16 protein-coding genes are annotated in these 17,547 nt (G+C 46.2%); 12 read left to right on the top strand and 4 right to left on the bottom strand.

Going from position 1 to position 17,547, the window contains the following annotated elements:
• Positions 1-3 precede the first annotated feature (3 nt).
• A complete protein-coding gene (locus tag ACTNBR_RS08360) occupies positions 4-1,554 on the top strand; it encodes an ATP-binding protein (RefSeq protein ID WP_441017648.1) in 1,551 nt (516 codons plus the stop codon).
• A gap of 94 nt (positions 1,555-1,648) precedes the next feature.
• Here the strand turns inward: ACTNBR_RS08360 and ACTNBR_RS08355 are convergent, their stop codons facing one another.
• The 4 genes from ACTNBR_RS08355 to murC form a co-directional block, all read right to left on the bottom strand.
• Positions 1,649-2,833, bottom strand: coding sequence for a ribose-phosphate pyrophosphokinase (locus ACTNBR_RS08355; RefSeq protein WP_441017650.1), 1,185 nt, complete (start codon positions 2,831-2,833; stop codon positions 1,649-1,651).
• On the bottom strand, positions 2,834-3,829 hold the full coding sequence (locus ACTNBR_RS08350; RefSeq protein ID WP_427807502.1) for an ATP-binding protein: 996 nt from the start codon (positions 3,827-3,829) through the stop codon (positions 2,834-2,836). It abuts the gene before it with no gap.
• Positions 3,830-3,844: 15 nt separating this feature from the next.
• Entirely contained in the window at positions 3,845-4,885 is a 1,041-nt protein-coding gene (locus ACTNBR_RS08345) for a DnaD domain protein (protein ID WP_441017652.1), read from the bottom strand.
• A 130-nt stretch (positions 4,886-5,015) separates the two neighbouring features.
• Positions 5,016-6,395, bottom strand: coding sequence for a UDP-N-acetylmuramate--L-alanine ligase (gene murC / locus ACTNBR_RS08340; RefSeq protein WP_441017654.1), 1,380 nt, complete (start codon positions 6,393-6,395; stop codon positions 5,016-5,018).
• A 209-nt stretch (positions 6,396-6,604) separates the two neighbouring features.
• Here murC and ACTNBR_RS08335 point away from each other — a divergent pair, with 209 nt between their 5' ends.
• From ACTNBR_RS08335 to add, 11 genes are all read left to right on the top strand, one after another.
• Positions 6,605-7,879: a glucose-1-phosphate adenylyltransferase gene (locus tag ACTNBR_RS08335; protein WP_441017656.1), complete on the top strand. Its 1,275-nt coding sequence runs from the start codon at positions 6,605-6,607 to the stop codon at positions 7,877-7,879.
• Positions 7,876-8,994 carry a glucose-1-phosphate adenylyltransferase subunit GlgD gene (glgD, locus tag ACTNBR_RS08330; protein WP_427807494.1) on the top strand — a complete coding sequence of 373 codons (1,119 nt, stop codon included), beginning with the start codon at positions 7,876-7,878 and terminating at the stop codon, positions 8,992-8,994. Before ACTNBR_RS08335 ends, glgD begins: the two co-directional genes overlap by 4 nt.
• A gap of 48 nt (positions 8,995-9,042) precedes the next feature.
• The gene (gene spoVG / locus ACTNBR_RS08325; RefSeq protein ID WP_427807492.1) at positions 9,043-9,318 is read left to right on the top strand and encodes a septation regulator SpoVG; all 276 of its coding nucleotides are present in this window, start codon (positions 9,043-9,045) and stop codon (positions 9,316-9,318) included.
• A 357-nt stretch (positions 9,319-9,675) separates the two neighbouring features.
• Positions 9,676-10,872 carry a BMP family lipoprotein gene (locus ACTNBR_RS08320; RefSeq protein ID WP_427807490.1) on the top strand — a complete coding sequence of 399 codons (1,197 nt, stop codon included), beginning with the start codon at positions 9,676-9,678 and terminating at the stop codon, positions 10,870-10,872.
• Between the two features lie 89 nt (positions 10,873-10,961).
• Positions 10,962-12,491: an ABC transporter ATP-binding protein gene (locus ACTNBR_RS08315; RefSeq protein ID WP_427819546.1), complete on the top strand. Its 1,530-nt coding sequence runs from the start codon at positions 10,962-10,964 to the stop codon at positions 12,489-12,491.
• 3 nt (positions 12,492-12,494) lie between these two features.
• Positions 12,495-13,634: an ABC transporter permease gene (locus ACTNBR_RS08310; protein WP_441017658.1), complete on the top strand. Its 1,140-nt coding sequence runs from the start codon at positions 12,495-12,497 to the stop codon at positions 13,632-13,634.
• The gene (locus tag ACTNBR_RS08305; RefSeq protein WP_427807485.1) at positions 13,634-14,575 is read left to right on the top strand and encodes an ABC transporter permease; all 942 of its coding nucleotides are present in this window, start codon (positions 13,634-13,636) and stop codon (positions 14,573-14,575) included. The genes ACTNBR_RS08310 and ACTNBR_RS08305 overlap by 1 nt, the downstream gene beginning before the upstream one ends.
• A 19-nt stretch (positions 14,576-14,594) precedes the next feature.
• A complete protein-coding gene (udp, locus tag ACTNBR_RS08300) occupies positions 14,595-15,380 on the top strand; it encodes a uridine phosphorylase (protein ID WP_441017660.1) in 786 nt (261 codons plus the stop codon).
• Between the two features lie 23 nt (positions 15,381-15,403).
• Positions 15,404-16,069, top strand: a complete 666-nt coding sequence (gene deoC, locus ACTNBR_RS08295) for a deoxyribose-phosphate aldolase (RefSeq protein ID WP_427807481.1) — start codon at positions 15,404-15,406, stop codon at positions 16,067-16,069.
• A gap of 19 nt (positions 16,070-16,088) precedes the next feature.
• Positions 16,089-16,508, top strand: coding sequence for a cytidine deaminase (locus ACTNBR_RS08290; protein ID WP_427807479.1), 420 nt, complete (start codon positions 16,089-16,091; stop codon positions 16,506-16,508).
• Positions 16,509-16,569: 61 nt separating this feature from the next.
• The gene (add, locus tag ACTNBR_RS08285; RefSeq protein ID WP_427807477.1) at positions 16,570-17,547 is read left to right on the top strand and encodes an adenosine deaminase; all 978 of its coding nucleotides are present in this window, start codon (positions 16,570-16,572) and stop codon (positions 17,545-17,547) included.

The following is a 17,547-nucleotide window of genomic DNA, read 5'->3' as shown; positions in this document are numbered from 1 at the left end:
AAAATGGAGATTAAAGAGCTGGTGCTGGAGAACTTTGGAAAGTTCTCAAATAAAAATATCAGGTTTTCGGATGGAATGAATCTGATCTATGGGGAAAATGGTGTCGGAAAGACGACGGTTCATACATTTTTAAAAGGGATGCTTTTTGGGATGGAACGCGGACGGGGAAGAGCGGCGGCCAACGACACCTTCAGCAGATATGAACCATGGGAGAACCCGAATTATTATGCGGGGGTGATTCGGTTTACCTGTGGCAGACGAAATTTCCGTCTGGAGCGACATTTTGACAAGTACGCGAAGAGTGCACTGCTCTTCTGTGAGGATGACGGGGAACAGCTTTCTTTGGAGCATGGGGATCTGGATGTACTACTTGACGGAATGACTGAGGCGGATTTTGAAAATACCGTGGCGGTGGGGCAGATGCGTGCCGCTACAACAGCGGCGCTTTCGGCAAGGCTTAAAGATTATGCCGCGAATTATTATGCGACCGGCAATGGTGAAATGAATCTATCGGCGGCACTGGAACTTTTAGGCGAGAGAAAAAAAGAGACGGAAAAAGCAATTCGTGAACACGGACGGCAGAAACAGGAAAAACGGGAGAAGATTGAGCTGGAGATTTCTTATGTTTGGCGGGATCTGCACCGGCTGGAGAAGGATCTGCAGCAGGCAGAAGATGCCTGGAACGACAGAATGGAAAGCTGTGGGAAAAGAAGAGAAGAGCTGCGGAAGGCGGCGGAGGAAGAAGCAGGGAAGGGTGTTTTTTCCAACTGGCGTGTTCATCCGGCTGTGCTTTTGGCAATGCTTTTGGCGGTGATCTTATCCTTTATACTCTTTAAACGTCCATGGAATTTCCTGATTACAATTGTGATTGCGCTTGCAGAGGGGATGCATTTGTGGAACCGTATGAAAGACGGACGCAAAAAGAAAGCGGAAGATGAGGAAAAGACGCAGGAGCAGAAGAAAATGGAAGCAGATACCGAAAAGCTCAGGTGGCAGGTGGAGCGGCTTAGGGAGGAGTGCCGTGAGAAGAAGGTACAGTATGAGAATCTGTCAGAACAACTGGATGAGATGGATGAAGTCGGTGACGACATCAAAGAATTGGAAAAACATCGCCGGGCCTATGAGATTGCGGCGGAACGAATGAATCAGCTGTCGAAAGAAATGCAGGGCAGGTTTGGACAGAGACTGAACTGTCGTGTTTCCGAGATCCTGTGTGAGGTGACGGAAGGCGTATATGAAAAGGTCTGGGTGGACGATGCAATGCGTGTACAGCTTCTGGTGGAAGGCAGAATCATCACAATGGATCAGGTTAGTAAGGGAACGCTGGAACAGATTTATTTTGCTCTTCGTATGGCTGCAGCGGAGATTCTCCATGAAGAAGAATTCCCTGTGGTCTTTGATGATGCGTTTGTCTGTTATGATGACCGGCGCCTGAGCGCGGTACTGCGTTGGCTGGAAAGGAATCGGAAGCAGGTACTGATCTTTACATGCCAGAGTAGAGAAGAAGAAGCTTTGAAAAGAAACGGGATTTCGTATCATAAGATATGTTTATAAGGGCTGTATATTGGTATTGAAAAAAGGCTGTGTGAAAACGAGGACAATAGTTTTTCACACAGCCTTTTGTGATAAGGAATACCTATATTAAAATTTAGAAATCTTCCCCATTCTTGTATTTCTGAACAATGTTCTGAATACGTTCGCTTGGATCAAGAATACTGCTGATAGATCCGTCGTGATTCAGGGTGTCAATTACAAGAGCGATGTATTTGCTCATATCACAGTTGATGTAATATGGACGGCTTAAAAGCTCCGGTGACTGGTAGATCAGGTTAGTTGTCAGAACACCATCGAGCAGACCGTCTTCGTATGCTTTGTCAAATTTACCCATACCGTTTGTAAAGAGACCGAAGGTAGCAGCCGCATAGATTCGTTTTGCTTTTCTTGCCTTGAGCTGTCCGGCTACATCGAGGATGCTGTCGCCGGAAGAAATCATATCATCCAGAATAATGACGTCTTTTCCCTCCACAGAAGAGCCAAGGAATTCATGTGCGACAATCGGATTGCGGCCATCCACAACGCGGGTATAATCACGTCTCTTGTAGAACATACCCATATCAAGACCAAGTACGTTCGCAAGGTAGATTGCACGTTCGGTGGCGCCTTCATCTGGGCTGATCGCCATCATATGTTCACTGTCGATCTGAAGATCCTTTACGTTATCTAATAGACCCTTCACAAACTGATAAGTCGGACGTATCGTCTCGAAACCACTGAGTGGAATTGCGTTTTGTACACGGGGATCGTGTGCATCAAATGTGATGATATTGTCAACGCCCATGCGGACCAGTTCCTGCAGCGCAAGAGCACAGTCCAGTGATTCGCGTCCGCTTCTCTTATGCTGGCGGCTCTCATAGAGGAAAGGCATAATAACATTCAATCTGCGGGCTTTTCCACCTACAGCAGCGATAATACGCTTTAGATTCTGGAAATGATCGTCCGGAGACATATGATTGATATTACCGGTCAAGGAGTAGGTGAGACTATAATTGCAGACATCAACCATCAGATAGAGATCCATTCCCCTTACGGACTCTTCAATGATTCCTTTTGCTTCTCCGGAACCAAAACGTGGAACCTTTGCATCAATGAGATAAGTATCCTTCTCATATCCGTTGAAAACAATATGATCTTTGTTGGCACTTTCGTCCTCTTTGCGCCATCTTACCAGGTAGTCATTTACGCGGGTGCCCATTTCCTGACAGCCGTCAACGGCGATAATGCCGAGTGACCCTACCGGAATATTGTCAAGAATACGTTCTTTGCGGTGTAACATTTAGAGTTCCTCCCTGTTCATTAGTTTTTTTTGAATACGAATGTCATCGCCGGCAAGGCGAAGAATTTTGTAATGATTGCTGATACGGGAAAAAGTCCGTTCCGTATAGTTGGACTTAATCTTTTCAAGGGTGAGGTTCGTGGAAATGATCGTGGAGCGGTTATTCAGAATACGGTCATTCAGACACACGAACAGCTGGGAAACGACGAAATCTGTATTGCGTTCCGTTCCCAGGTCATCAATAATCAGCAGATCGCAAGTTTGAATCTGTTCATATAATAACTGACTGTCGTCAGTTTTATTCAGGGTTTTGTCAAGCAGCGAATCGAAAAGTTCGCTGGCAGTCAGATAAAGAACGGAATGTACGGACTGCATGATTTCTCTGGCAATACAGTGGGAGAGAAACGTCTTTCCGATTCCGGTAGTGCCAAACAGAAGCAGATTTTCATGGGCGGTATCGAAATTGCGGATGAAATTCATACACTCAAAGTAGGCTTTTTCGGCAAGAGCCCGCGAAGTCTGTCCGGACAAACGATCTATATAATTTTTGGAATAATAGTCGAATGAAAAAGTGTCAAAATTCTCATGCTCAAGAATTCCCTTCAGATTCGACTGAGTATAAAACAAATCAATGATTGATTTTAAAAAGCAATGGCATTTCTGGTTACCGATATAACCGGTATCTTTGCAGTCGGGGCATTCGTAAGTGGCTTCCAGATAATCTGCCGGAAAACCATTCTCCACAAGAAGCTGTGTCCTTCTCTGGGAAAGCTCATGAAGTTGTTTCTTCAGCGCAGGCAAAGCACTTTCATCTCCGGAAAGCAGCTTGCGTGCCTGTTGTACGCTGTAATAGGAAATAGAATCATCCAGGGATTTTATTTCCGGAACGGCCTCATATACCCGTTCAAAATGAAGATTCAGGCGGTCTCGGCTGCGTACCTGTTTCTCTTCATAGATACGCATCAGCGTATTATATTGCGAATTGGTTAACGGCACGGTATTCTCCCTTTCTTAGTTGCTTCGCAGTAATTCTTTCGTCAATTCGTCCATATCATAGGAGCGTTCTTCGAAACTGCGGAATTTGGATGGCGCAGACTGCACCGGTGTGCGGCGCGGATTCTTCTTCTGGGCGTTTTTTTCCTGTTCGTAAGCAGAGTCAAGAACACGGACATCGGTGAGAGTATGTACATTTCTGCTGCGCCAGTTCTGAAGGATCTTGTCCGTGTATTCAAAACTGGGCTGATGAATCGCTGCCATGGTACGGTTGCAGGCCTCGAGGATCAGTTCCAGATCGATCCCGTCGGTTGCGGTCCATTTGCGTATGTATTCTAATTCGGAAGCGGCAGGTCCGCGGCCCTTGATTCCAAATGCATTCAGAATGGAGTAGCATGTTTTGTTATAAAGCGCGGATGTATTCTTCGCCTGTTCCACGCTGGTGATGTGCTCGTCCGCCCAGGACAGAGCAACTTTCTGGATATAGTGCATACTCCGATGACCATTTTCGACACAATATTCGATTAAATATTCAATCAGATCAGCAGAAAAGCCGAGTGTGTCATAAAAATAGGTAATTGTGTCCACATCGGTTCGGCTTAAAGTCTTGCCAAGATACTGCTCGGCGACAAAAAGAATCTGCTTTAATTCCTTGCGGTTCACAACAGACTTCGGATTGGAAACGGGCGCCGCCTGTGCGGGTGTACTTTGTGCTTCATGGGGCACCGGTTCCGGTCTGACCGGGGGTGCGGCATTTGGTGCGGAAGGAGATACCAGATCCAGACCAATGATATTCTGATCCGTATCATATTCCAACCTCAGAAGTCCCTGCTTCTCCCAGTACTTCAATGCGCGCAGAACATCTCCCTCTGTGTTCTCAAGATAATCGGCAATCCTGGAAATGCTGAGGGACACGTCCGGATTATTGATATGACGAAGCAGGAGGAGATAGATCTTGACAAATTCGCCGTTCGCTGCCGCCATGTAATTGTCTATAAATTCATTCTCGACCAGAGTCGTATTGCCCTGGAAACGATTACGCAAAACCAATGCACTCATGTTCCTGCTCCTTTAATGTTCGTAAATTTGATGCCATTTAATCATAGCATGAAGTTGCGGCAGGAAAAAGAATTATTTTACGAGAATTTGATGTTTTTTGTTGATAAAACTGTGGGGATAATGGGGATAACTAGGCTTTTAAGAGATCTTCCCCAATATTTACAACGTCTCCCGCGCCCATAGTTATCAACAAGTCCCCTGATTGACAGTGATCCCTGACGTATTTTTCTATCTCATCAAAGCTTGGCAGATAGATGGCGTCACAGCCGTAAGAGGCGGCTGCACGGGCAAGCTGTTCTGAGGAGATGCCCAGGGTATCAGTCTCTCGCGCTGCATAAATATCTGCCAGGATCAGATGGTCTGTGTGTGAAAGTGCCTGTGCAAATTCATCGAACAGTGCTTTCGTTCTGGTGTAGGTGTGGGGCTGGAAGATGCACCACAGTTCTCTGTGCGGGTAGTGGGCAGCACTTTTCAGGGTCGCTTCGATCTCCGTGGGATGATGTGCGTAATCATCGATCACGGTAATACCGTTAAATTCTCCCTTGTATTCAAAACGGCGGTCTGTTCCGTGGAAGGAAAGGAGGCCTTCCTGTATCGTTTCTGCTGATACGCCCAGGAGATCCGCAACAGCAATGGCGGAAAGCGCATTATAAACATTGTGTTCTCCGCCTACAGATAATGTCACATGCCCGGACGGTATCCCGTGCCGGATGAGATCAAAGGATGCATTTCCCTGTTCATCGTATTGAATATCGGAAGCACTGTAATCAAGAGAAGCTTCCCGACCGAATGTCATAACGCGACAGGCAAGTCCGTCTGTAATATAAGAGAGGTTTTCGATGTCGCCGTTGATCACCAGGGTTCCGTCTTCCGGCAGGAGTTCTGCGAAAAGGCGGAACGAGTGGCGGATGTCATCCAGATCCTTGAAGAAATCCAGATGATCGGCATCGATATTCAGGATCACGCTGATCTTTGGGAAGAAATGCAGGAAGCTGTTCGTATACTCGCAGGCTTCTGTGACGAAAAGTCCGGAGCTTCCCACACGGATGTTGCCGTGAATCGCCTTGAGGATTCCGCCCACGGAAATCGTGGGGTCCATGTCTCCGGCGAGAAAAATGTGTGACAGCATGGACGTTGTCGTGGTCTTCCCATGTGTTCCGGAAACGGCGATGGGCGTATCGTAATTGGTCATAAGCTGTCCGAGCAGTTCAGCGCGGGAAAGCATCGGAAGTCCCTGCCGCTTTGCTTCCATGAATTCTTCATTATCCTCGTGAATGGCTGCGGTGTAAACAACGACATTAATGCCGTCGATTATATTGGAAGCCTTCTGGCCGTAAAAAATAACGGCACCTTTATCGGTGAGGTGATCCGTGAGCGAGGACTCTTTGTTGTCAGAACCGGATACCGTAAATCCCTCTTTCATGAGGATTTCCGCAAGTCCGCTCATGCTGATGCCTCCGATTCCGATAAAGTGAACATGGCATGGATGATTAAAATCAATTTTATACATAAATACACTTCCTATTCTCATATAATAATATTAAAGGTTTTTGTAAAATTATTATATCATAATCTACATATGAAAAAACAGGAGATTTCTTTTTGTGATATTTTCATAAAAAGAACGGGACGAACGATTTTTTTTTGTAAAAATTGTTCACTATACGAAGGCGATATGTTATAATGTAAGAACTAGAATTACTGAGAAGGGGTGACGACATGATTAAGAAAGAGATGATAGCGATGTTACTCGCGGGAGGTCAGGGAAGCAGACTCGGAGTACTGACTGCCAAGGTAGCCAAGCCGGCTGTGGCTTTCGGAGGAAAATACCGTATTATCGATTTTCCGCTTAGCAACTGCATCAACTCGGGAATTGACACCGTAGGAGTATTGACTCAATATCAGCCCTTACGACTCAACACACATATAGGAATCGGAATTCCTTGGGACTTGGATCGTAATATTGGAGGGGTATCGATTCTACCACCGTATGAAAAGAGCAGCAACAGTGAATGGTATACGGGAACGGCTAATGCGATATACCAGAATCTGGATTATATGGAGACCTTTAATCCTGATTATGTGCTGATCTTATCCGGTGACCACATTTATAAGATGGACTATGAGGTGATGCTGGATTTCCATAAAGAGAACCATGCGGATGTGACGATCGCGGCAATGCCGGTTCCGCTTGAGGAGGCAAGCCGTTTCGGAATCGTTATTACAGATGGTGATAACAGAATCACGGAATTTGAGGAGAAACCGGAACATCCACGGAGTAATCTTGCATCCATGGGTATCTATATTTTCAGTTGGCCGGTATTGAGGGATGCGCTTTTGAAACTCTCCGATCAACCGGGATGTGACTTCGGCAAGCATATCATTCCGTATTGCCATCAGAATGATAAGAGACTGTTCGCATATGAGTATAATGGATATTGGAAGGATGTCGGTACACTCAGTTCCTACTGGGAAGCCAATATGGAGCTGATCGATATCATTCCCGAATTTAATTTATACGAAGAATTCTGGAAGATTTATACAAACAGTGATATTATTCCGCCACAATACATTTCAGATCAGTCTGTCATTGAACGGAGCATCATCGGTGACGGTGCGGAGATTTACGGAGAAGTGCGCAATTGTGTGATCAGTTCCGGTGTCACGATCGGAAAGGGCACGGTGGTGCGTGACTCGATCATTATGAAAGATGTAACGATCGGTGAACACTGCGTGGTGGACAAGGCCATTATTGCGGAGAATGTCACGGTTGGTGATAATGTTACAATGGGAATCGGAAGTGAGGCACCGAACTGCCTCAGACCCGATATTTACAATTCCGGACTTGTGACGATCGGAGAAAACTCGGTCATTCCGTCCGGTGTCCAGATTGGTAAAAACACTGCAATCAGTGGAGTTACGATGAAGGAAGATTATGAAAACGGCGTTCTTGAAAGCGGCGGAGCATTAGTAAAGGCGGGTGACAGATCATGAAAGCGGTAGGACTTATTTTAGCGGGCGGAAACAGCAACAAGATGCGTGAACTTACCCAGAAACGTGCGGTGGCAGCGATGCCGATCGCAGGCAGCTACCGGTGTATTGACTTTGCACTCAGCAGTATGTCGAATTCTCATATACAGAAGGTAGCAGTATTGACACAGTATAATGCCCGTTCACTGAACGAACATCTGAATTCCTCCAAATGGTGGGATTTCGGAAGAAAACAGGGAGGACTCTATGTATTTACGCCGACCATAACGGCGGATAACGGATATTGGTATCGTGGAACGGCGGATGCTATTTACCAGAATCTCGATTTCCTGAAAAGGTGTCATGAGCCGTATGTGATCATTACGTCCGGTGATGCCGTTTATAAACTGGATTATAATAAAGTGCTGGAATATCACATCGCTAAGAAGGCTGATATTACAGTGGTTTGCAAGGATCTGGATCCGGGAGAGGATCCGACACGTTTCGGTACGGTCAAAATGGACGAGACTATGCGGATCCAGGAGTTTGAAGAAAAGCCGATGATCACGAATGCGACGACGATCTCGACCGGAATTTATGTGATCCGCAGAAGGCAGCTCATTGAACTGATTGAACGGAGCGCCGAAGAAGAGAGACATGATTTTGTAACGGATATCCTGATCAGATACAAGAATCTGAAGAAGATATACGGTTATAAAATAAATAGCTACTGGAGCAATATTTCAACAGTAGATGCTTATTATAAGACGAATATGGATTTCCTGAAACCGGAAGTAAGAAATTATTTCTTTAAACAACACCCAGATATTTATTCAAAAGTTACAGATTTGCCGCCGGCAAAGTATAACCCGGGATCCGTTGTGAAGAACAGTCTGATTTCCAGCGGATGTATCATCAACGGTACAGTGGAAAATTCCATTCTGTTTAAGAAAGCATTTGTCGGAAATAATTGTGTGATTAAGAATTCGATCATTCTGAATGATGTTTATCTGGGGGATAATACATACATAGAAAACTGTATCGTAGAAAGTCGCGACACAATTCGGGCAAATACGCGCCACGTTGGAGAAAATGGTGTGAAGGTAGTAGTAGAAAAGAACGAGAGGTATGCATTATAAGGACCAGAGGGTTAGTCGTATGCATTACTGGAGAAAGGGGCTAGAAAAATGCAAATCACAGATGTACGCGTGAGGAAGGTAGCGAAGGAAGGAAAGTTAAAAGCAGTTGTGTCAATTACAATGGATGAAGAGTTTGTTGTTCATGACATCAAAGTAATTGAAGGCGAAAAAGGACTTTTCATCGCAATGCCAAGTAAGAAAGCGATGGATGGAGAATATCGTGATATCGCACATCCGATTAATTCCGGGACGAGAGAGCGTATTCAGAAACTGATTCTTGAAAAATACGAAGAAGTATTACAGGCAGACGATGCAGAAGAATAGAGCAAATTTGTCATTAAGGGGAAAGTGGACAGCGTAAGCTGTCCGCTTTTTGCCATGCATATTCCAAAGAGATTCGGCGGCCCCTTTAAGTTAGAAGCGTTGATAGTTCCAAAAAGGGACAAAATCCTTTTTGGTTAAAAAACGAACTGTAAAAAATGCATAAATAACAAAGCGGAAAAATGTCTATTTGCGACAAAATGCAAAATATTTTCAAAAAAAGAGACTCAAGTCCTATGATATTATCGAGACATATGTCATAATTACTACAAGATTGTCAGTTCCGGGTGTTTCTGATACCGGAATAAAGAAAGACAAAAGGGCAAAAATAACAATGAATAAGAAGGAGGAACTGTTTTTATGAAAAAGAGACTTATTGCAGTGTTACTTGCAGGTATGATGGCATTTTCACTGGCAGCATGCGGCGGCTCATCAGACAGTAGTACAGACGGAGGAAAGAAAGAGGATACTTCCGGTGAAAACATGCAGATTGCCATGATCACCGACTCCGGAGATATTACAGATCAGAGCTTTAATCAGACAACATATGAGAGCTGTAAAGCCTGGAGCGAAAAGAACGATGTGGAATTCAATTACTACAAGCCGGAGAGCGATTCGGATGAAGCGCGAAACGCAAGTGTAGATCAGGCAGTGGCTGATGGCGCAAATGTCGTTGTTATGCCGGGATATATGTTCGCAGGAACGGTAGTTGCTCAGTCTGAAAACTATCCGGATGTAAAATTTGTTGCATTGGATGTTGGAGCAGGAGATATCTGTGAGAAGGGCGTTGGAGAAGGATACACTTACAATCCGGACGACTACAACGTAGCAGATTACTATAACACAGATAATGTTTACTGCTGTACCTATCAGGAGGAACTTTCCGGATATATGGCAGGATACGCAGCTGTTAAATTAGGTTATAAGCACCTTGGATTCCTCGGCGGTATGGCAGTGCCGGCGGTTACACGTTTCGGATACGGATATGTGCAGGGAGCTAACGCTGCGGCAGAAGAACTTGGAATCGCAGATCAGATTGAAATCGAGTATGTATGCGGTGGACAGTTCTATGGCGATGCTGATATCACAGCTTACATGGATACCTGGTATGGATCAAAGAATGTGGAAATCGTATTTGCCTGCGGCGGCGGTATCTGGACATCCGCAGTCGAAGCAGCAGTGAAGACCGGAGGTAAAGTGATTGGTGTTGACTCTGATCAGGCTCCTACGATTGATGCATACGGCGAAGGAATCACAGTTACTTCTGCTATGAAGGGACTTGCTGCAACGGTTAATACGGTTCTTACAGATATTAAGGGTGGCAAATGGAGTGACTACGCAGGCAAGATCGATAATCTTGGTCTGGTTTCCGAAAATCCGGAAGAAAACTATGTTCAGCTTCCGCTTGAAAGCACACAGTGGGGCGACGGATTTACGGAGGATGATTATCGCACACTCGTGAAGTCAATGTACTCTGGAGAAATTACCGTATCCAATGATATTACGGCAATGCCGGCAACGACAATCAAAGTTAATGACTACGGCAGCATTAAATAAATGTAACTGAAACTGCAAGGGGAGTGGGCGGTGGTCCGCTCCCTTTTAAAATAGGGAAAGGATAATCGATGACAGGAGGTGTGTAAAGGATGGGAGAGTATGCAATTGAGATGCTGAATATTACGAAGCGTTTTCCGGGAATCATTGCAAACGATAATATTACTTTACAGTTGAAAAAAGGTGAGATTCATGCTTTGTTGGGAGAAAATGGTGCAGGAAAGTCCACATTAATGAGCGTACTCTTTGGTCTTTATCAGCCGGAGGAGGGCGAGATTCACAAAGACGGGAAGAAAGTTACCATTAACGATCCGAATGATGCTAATGATCTGGGAATCGGAATGGTGCATCAGCATTTTAAACTGGTTGAGTGTTTCAGCGTTCTGGATAATATCATTCTGGGGGTGGAGACCACCAAGGGAGGTTTTCTTCAGAAAGCCGAGGCAAGAAAGAAGGTTATGGAACTGTCGGAGCGGTATGGACTTTCAGTGGATCCGGATGCACTGGTCGAGGATATTACCGTTGGTATGCAGCAGCGAACAGAGATTCTGAAAATGCTGTATCGTGACAATGAGATCCTGATCTTCGACGAGCCGACTGCTGTGCTGACACCGCAGGAGATCCAGGAGCTGATGACGATCATGAAAAATCTGGCTGCAGAAGGAAAGAGTATTCTTTTCATTACTCATAAGCTTGCCGAGATTATGCAGGTGGCAGACCGCTGCAGTGTACTGAGAAAAGGAAAATATATTGGTACGGTAGATATCAAAGACACGACACCGGAGAAGCTTTCTGCGATGATGGTAGGCCGGGATGTTAATTTTGTAGTAGAAAAGAAGCCGGCTGAACCGAAGGAAGTATTACTTGATATTCAGGGAATGACGGTGGCATCAAAGCGGCATAAGAATAATGCAGTCAATCAGGTATCTTTGCAGGTTCGAAGAGGGGAGATCGTCTGCATTGCAGGAATCGATGGAAACGGTCAGACTGAATTTGTCTATGGGCTTACCGGACTCGAACCGGTGACCGGCGGTACGATCACCCTGAACGGGGTGGATATCACTCATATGCCGATTCGGAAACGTCTGACTTCCGGTATGAGCCATATCCCGGAAGACCGTCATAAACATGGGCTGGTTCTGGATTATTCTCTGGAGTACAACCTGATTCTTCAGAGATATTTCGAACCACAGTTCACGAGCAAATTTGGATTTTTGAAACGGAAAGAAATAAGAGAGTATGCAGAGCATCTGATCGAACAGTACGACATCCGTTCCGGTCAGGGACCAGTCACGAAAGCCAGATCCATGTCCGGCGGCAATCAGCAGAAGGCGATCATAGCCCGGGAGATCGATAAGAATCCGGAACTTCTGGTAGCGGTACAACCAACCCGCGGACTGGATGTAGGAGCGATTGAGAATGTGCATAAAGAACTGGTGGCACAAAGAGATGCCGGGAAAGGCGTTCTGCTCATAAGCCTGGAACTGGATGAGGTTATGAATGTTTCGGACAGAATTCTGGTTATGTACGAAGGGGAAATCGTAGGGGAATTCGATCCGAAGCATGTTACGGTGGAAGAACTGGGACTCTATATGGCCGGTTCTAAGAGAAAGGAGGCATAATCAATGGATAAGAAACCGAAAAAGAAGCAAAGTATTTTAAGGAACAACGGTTTTCAGACAATTCTGGCGTCATTGCTCTGTATTATCATTGGTCTCCTGATCGGCTATATTGTACTTCTGATCATCAACCCGAAAGGGGCAGGAAAAGCAATTGTTGCTATTTTGAAGAACTTTTTATATTATCCGAGTGAGGTGGCGGCAAAAAAATATCTGGGAACGACACTGGTAAAGGCTTCAGCACTTTTAATGTGTGCATTATCGGTACTTTTTGCATATAAAGTGGGATTATTTAATATCGGTGCGGCCGGTCAGTATGTAGTTGGTGCCGGTGCCTGTCTCTATTTCGGATTGAAATTCGATATGCCATGGTATATATGCCTGCTTGCGGCCATGCTTGCGGCGGCAATTGTCGGGGGGATTTCCGGTGCGTTGAAAGCATATTTTAATGTAAATGAAGTTATTTCCTGTATCATGCTGAACTGGATCTCGCTTTACTGTGTGAATATGCTTTTGACTGGTGTAAAAGAGCAGTCCACGCCGTATACGCGGCCGCTTTCCAGTGTGAATAAGGATGCGCTGCTTCCGACGATGGGACTGGATAAATTGTTTTCCAACAATCAGTTCGTGACGATCGGAATCGTATTTTCGGTGCTCATCGCAATCGTAGTGTGGATCGTTATGGAGAAGACGAAATTCGGATATGAGCTTAAAGCTACCGGTCTGAACAAGCAGGCTGCGAAATACTGCGGTATGCATGAGAAGAGCAATACGATCCTGACGATGATGATCGCAGGAGGACTTGCGGGGCTCGGAGCGGGGATCTTCTATCTGAGTGGGATCGAGCAGTGGATGGTACAGCAGACCAGTGTTCCGGCTATGGGATTTAACGGAATAGCGGCTGCGTTCCTCGGCGGACTGAATCCGATCGGAACGATATTCTCATCTTATTTTATCCAGCATATTACCAGCGGTGGAACCTATGTGGATAAGACGATGTACTGTTCGCAGATTTCGGATCTGATTTCGGCATTCATCATTTACATGTGCGGCTTTGTGCTTTTCTTCAAAATCTGGCTTAACAGATATCTGGACAAGCGGGATGAAAAGCGCGCCGCAAAAGAACAGGAAGGAGGCGAAGCATAATGTTGTTATTGATTCAGTATACATTAATATTTGCTTCTGTTCTGGTGCTGGTGGCACTTGGAGGTTGTTTCTCCGAACATAGTGGTGTTATCAATATCGGTCTGGAAGGCATCATGGTTATGGGAGCACTTGGCGGGGCACTCATGATGAAATTCCTTCCGTCAGGGACAGCAGCTCCGGCTGTGATTCTGCTTGTAATCCTGGCCAGTGTGGTGATCGGAATGATTTTCTCTCTGCTTCTTGGCGTTGCGGCGATCCGGTTTAAGGCAGACCAGACGCTGGTTGGAACTGCGCTGAACCTTCTGGGACCGGCGGTTGCGGTTGTACTTGTAAGAGCAATCAATACGGCGGAAAATGCAGATAATGTATCTTCAACGGTTGCCTATGGACATGCGAAGAAAGCGTTTATTGTAAATATCGGGAAATTTGAATTTAACTGGTTTATGCTGATCGCACTGCTGGTGCTGATCGCGGCATATGTGGTTCTCTATAAGACAAAATTCGGTCTTAGACTCTGCGCATGTGGCGAACATCCACAGGCAGCGGATTCGGTGGGAATCAATGTATATAAAATGCGGTATGCGGGCGTTCTGATCTCCGGTGCTCTTGGCGGACTTGGCGGTCTGGTGTACATCACCGCAGGTGTCAGTGAATGGAAATTTGAAAATGGTGTTGCGGGCTTCGGATTCCTGGCTCTGGCAGTTATGATCTTCGGACAGTGGAAACCGGTCAATATCGGACTTGCAGCGCTCTTGTTCGGATTGTTCCGTGCGCTTTCCAATGTTTATACAGGATTTGATCTTCTGGTAGCGCTGAAGCTGCCGAGCACGGTGTATAACATGCTTCCATATATTATATCTCTGGTTGTGCTGGTATTTGTTTCGAAGAAATCCAGGGCACCGAAAGCGGAAGGAATCCCGTACGACAAAGGTGCACGTTAGAAAGGAGAGCTTGATTTACATGAAGAATTATTCAGAAGATGCGAGCAGACAATATCATATACAGGTGGCGCAGGGAGAAGTCGGCCGATATGTGATCATGCCGGGAGATCCGAAACGGTGCGTGAAGATCGCACAGTATTTTGAGAATCCGGTTTTGATCGCCGATAACCGGGAATTTGTGACCTATACCGGTACATTGGACGGCGTGAAAGTGAGTGTGACTTCGACTGGAATCGGCGGGCCGTCTGCATCCATTGCCATGGAGGAACTGTACCGCTGCGGAGCAGATACCTTTATCCGGATCGGAACCTGCGGCGGTATGCAGACCGACGTGAAAAGCGGGGATATCGTGGTTGCAACCGGGGCGATACGCATGGAAGGCACCAGCAAAGAATATGCGCCTATCGAATTTCCGGCAGTACCGGATCTGCATGTGACCAACGCGCTCGTGGAGGCGGCAAAGAAAAAAGGTTTTCCGTTCCATGTAGGTGTGGTACAGTGCAAGGATGCTTTTTACGGACAGCATGAGCCGGAGGTGAAGCCGGTCAGCTATGAACTCCTGAACAAATGGGAAGCATGGAAACGTCTGGGATGTCTGGCATCCGAGATGGAATCGGCTGCGATGTTTGTCGTGGCGAGCAGCCTGCATGTTCGGGCAGGCTCCTGCTTCCTTGTAGTGGCAAATCAGGAACGGGAAAAGCTTGGATTGGATAATCCGGTCGTGCACGATACCGATATGGCGATTCGGGTGGCAGTGGAGGCAATCCGCAGCCTGATCCGGGAAGATGGAAGAATAACAGAATAACAGAATAACAGGAGAAACAGGATATGGATGTAAAGGAAATTTTAAAACATGTAGATCATACTCTGCTGCTTCAGCAGGCTACATGGGAGGAGATCAGGCAGATCTGCGACGATGCTGTAAAATATGGAACAGCATCGGTATGTATCCCACCAAGCTATGTTAAGCAGGCGAGTGAATATGTTAAAGGGAAGATGGCGGTCTGCACCGTCATCGGATTCCCGAATGGATATATGACGACGAAGACGAAGGAATTCGAGACAAAGGACGCGATTGCGAACGGCGCATCGGAGATTGATATGGTGATCAACATCGGGTGGCTGAAGGATCAGAAGTACGATCTTATCGAAGAAGAAATCCGTACGCTGAAAGCAGCCTGCGGTGAGAAGATTCTGAAGGTCATTATCGAGACCTGCCTTCTGACGGATGAAGAAAAAATAAAAATGTGCGAGATCGTGACAAAAGCCGGGGCAGACTATATTAAGACATCCACCGGATTTTCGAAGGCAGGAGCAACCTTTGAAGATATTCAGCTTTTCTCAGAACATATCGGTCCGAATGTGAAGATGAAGGCAGCAGGGGGAATTTCCTCTCTGGATGATGCACAGAAGTTTCTGGCGCTGGGAGCAGACCGGCTTGGAACAAGCCGGATCGTTAAGATCGTGAAGAACGAGGAGGCATCCGGATATTAAGAGATGGAGGTGTTCGCAGATGGACAAAAAACTGGCAGAAGAGATGATTGAACTGGCAATCGGTCAGCTTCAATATTCTTATACACCGTATTCCGGCTTCAAAGTCGGAGCGGCGCTGCTTACGAAGGATGGAAAGTTTTATACAGGATGCAATATCGAAAATGCAGCTTTCACTCCGACAAACTGTGCAGAGCGGACAGCATTTTTTAAGGCGGTAAGTGAAGGCGAGCGGGAGTTTCGGGCAATCTGTATTGTGGGAGGAAAAGATGGAGTCCTGACAGAATACGCGGCTCCCTGCGGCGTCTGCCGTCAGGTCATGATGGAATTCTGTGACCCGGAAACCTTTCAGATCATTCTGGCGACCGGTAAAGAGCAGTATGAAATATTTACACTGAAAGAACTGCTCCCGCAGGGATTTGGCCCGACGAATCTGGCGTAAGACAGGATGGATAAAACGTACCGCAGAGCAATTGGATCGAGAAAGATTAGGAGTGTAAAAGATGACAATCGATGAATTAAAGAAACTGCCTAAAATAGAGCTTCATTGCCATCTGGACGGATCGCTGAGTCGGGAATTTATCGGAACGCGGCTTGGCAGAGCGGTTTCCGTACGGGAACTCAGTGTGGAGGAAGACTGCCGCAGCCTGGCAGAATACCTGGAGAAGTTCGACCTGCCCTGTTCCTGCCTGAAAGATGAAGATGGCCTCGAAGGAGCGGGATACGATGTGCTTCGCACGATGAGCCGGGAGAATGTCTGCTATGCAGAGATACGTTTTGCCCCGCTTTTATCTGTAACAGAAGAAATGGGAACCGGTCAGGTGATTTCTGCATTGCTGAAAGGTCTGGAAAAAGGCAAAAAAGATTTTGGAGTAGAGTATAATGTGATTACCTGTGCCATGAGGCATCACAGTGAAGAGGAAAATTATCAGATGATTCGGACGGCCCGGGAATTTCTGGGCAAGGGTGTCTGTGCTGCAGATCTGGCCGGCGCGGAAGCTGTTTACCCGATGAGTGACTTTATGAATCTGTTTAAACGGGTTAAAGAGCTGGGAATGCCGTTCACGCTGCATGCCGGTGAATGCGGAAACGCGCAGAATATAGAAGACTCTGTGCTTGCGGGAGCCGGAAGAATCGGCCACGGAATCGCCATGCGCGGAAAACCGGACATCCAGAAGCTGGTACGTAAGGCCGGTGTGGGAATTGAAATGTGCCCGATCAGTAATTTGCAGACAAAAGCGGTTCCGGGTACCGAGGCGTATCCGCTGAGAGAATTTCTGGATGCAGGATTAATGGTCACAATCAATACGGATAACCGGACCGTGAGCAGAACGTCTCTGACGAAGGAACTGGATTTTATTCAAAGAACCTATGGAATTACAGATGAAGAGATCTTACATATGATGAAAAATGCGGCAAAGACAGCGTTTGTGGATGAAGAAATGAAGAAACGACTGCTTGAAAAATTGGACAGAAGGTAA

Source organism: Bariatricus sp. HCP28S3_F11 (assembly GCF_052065395.1).
GTDB lineage: Bacteria > Bacillota > Clostridia > Lachnospirales > Lachnospiraceae > Allocoprococcus.
Note: the sequence above shows the minus strand (reverse complement) of the source record. Positions and strands in the feature narration are given on the sequence as shown.

Coding starts and splice junctions, on each gene's coding strand:
- deoC (WP_427807481.1), top strand. CDS start 15,404: ATGGATGTAAAGGAAATTTTAAAACATGTAGATCATACTCTGCTGCTT.
- ACTNBR_RS08290 (WP_427807479.1), top strand. CDS start 16,089: ATGGACAAAAAACTGGCAGAAGAGATGATTGAACTGGCAATCGGTCAG.
- murC (WP_441017654.1), bottom strand. CDS start 6,395: ATGTATAAAATTGATTTTAATCATCCATGCCATGTTCACTTTATCGGA.
- add (WP_427807477.1), top strand. CDS start 16,570: ATGACAATCGATGAATTAAAGAAACTGCCTAAAATAGAGCTTCATTGC.
- glgD (WP_427807494.1), top strand. CDS start 7,876: ATGAAAGCGGTAGGACTTATTTTAGCGGGCGGAAACAGCAACAAGATG.
- ACTNBR_RS08335 (WP_441017656.1), top strand. CDS start 6,605: ATGATTAAGAAAGAGATGATAGCGATGTTACTCGCGGGAGGTCAGGGA.
- udp (WP_441017660.1), top strand. CDS start 14,595: ATGAAGAATTATTCAGAAGATGCGAGCAGACAATATCATATACAGGTG.
- spoVG (WP_427807492.1), top strand. CDS start 9,043: ATGCAAATCACAGATGTACGCGTGAGGAAGGTAGCGAAGGAAGGAAAG.
- ACTNBR_RS08320 (WP_427807490.1), top strand. CDS start 9,676: ATGAAAAAGAGACTTATTGCAGTGTTACTTGCAGGTATGATGGCATTT.
- ACTNBR_RS08305 (WP_427807485.1), top strand. CDS start 13,634: ATGTTGTTATTGATTCAGTATACATTAATATTTGCTTCTGTTCTGGTG.
- ACTNBR_RS08310 (WP_441017658.1), top strand. CDS start 12,495: ATGGATAAGAAACCGAAAAAGAAGCAAAGTATTTTAAGGAACAACGGT.
- ACTNBR_RS08355 (WP_441017650.1), bottom strand. CDS start 2,833: ATGTTACACCGCAAAGAACGTATTCTTGACAATATTCCGGTAGGGTCA.
- ACTNBR_RS08345 (WP_441017652.1), bottom strand. CDS start 4,885: ATGAGTGCATTGGTTTTGCGTAATCGTTTCCAGGGCAATACGACTCTG.
- ACTNBR_RS08360 (WP_441017648.1), top strand. CDS start 4: ATGGAGATTAAAGAGCTGGTGCTGGAGAACTTTGGAAAGTTCTCAAAT.
- ACTNBR_RS08315 (WP_427819546.1), top strand. CDS start 10,962: ATGGGAGAGTATGCAATTGAGATGCTGAATATTACGAAGCGTTTTCCG.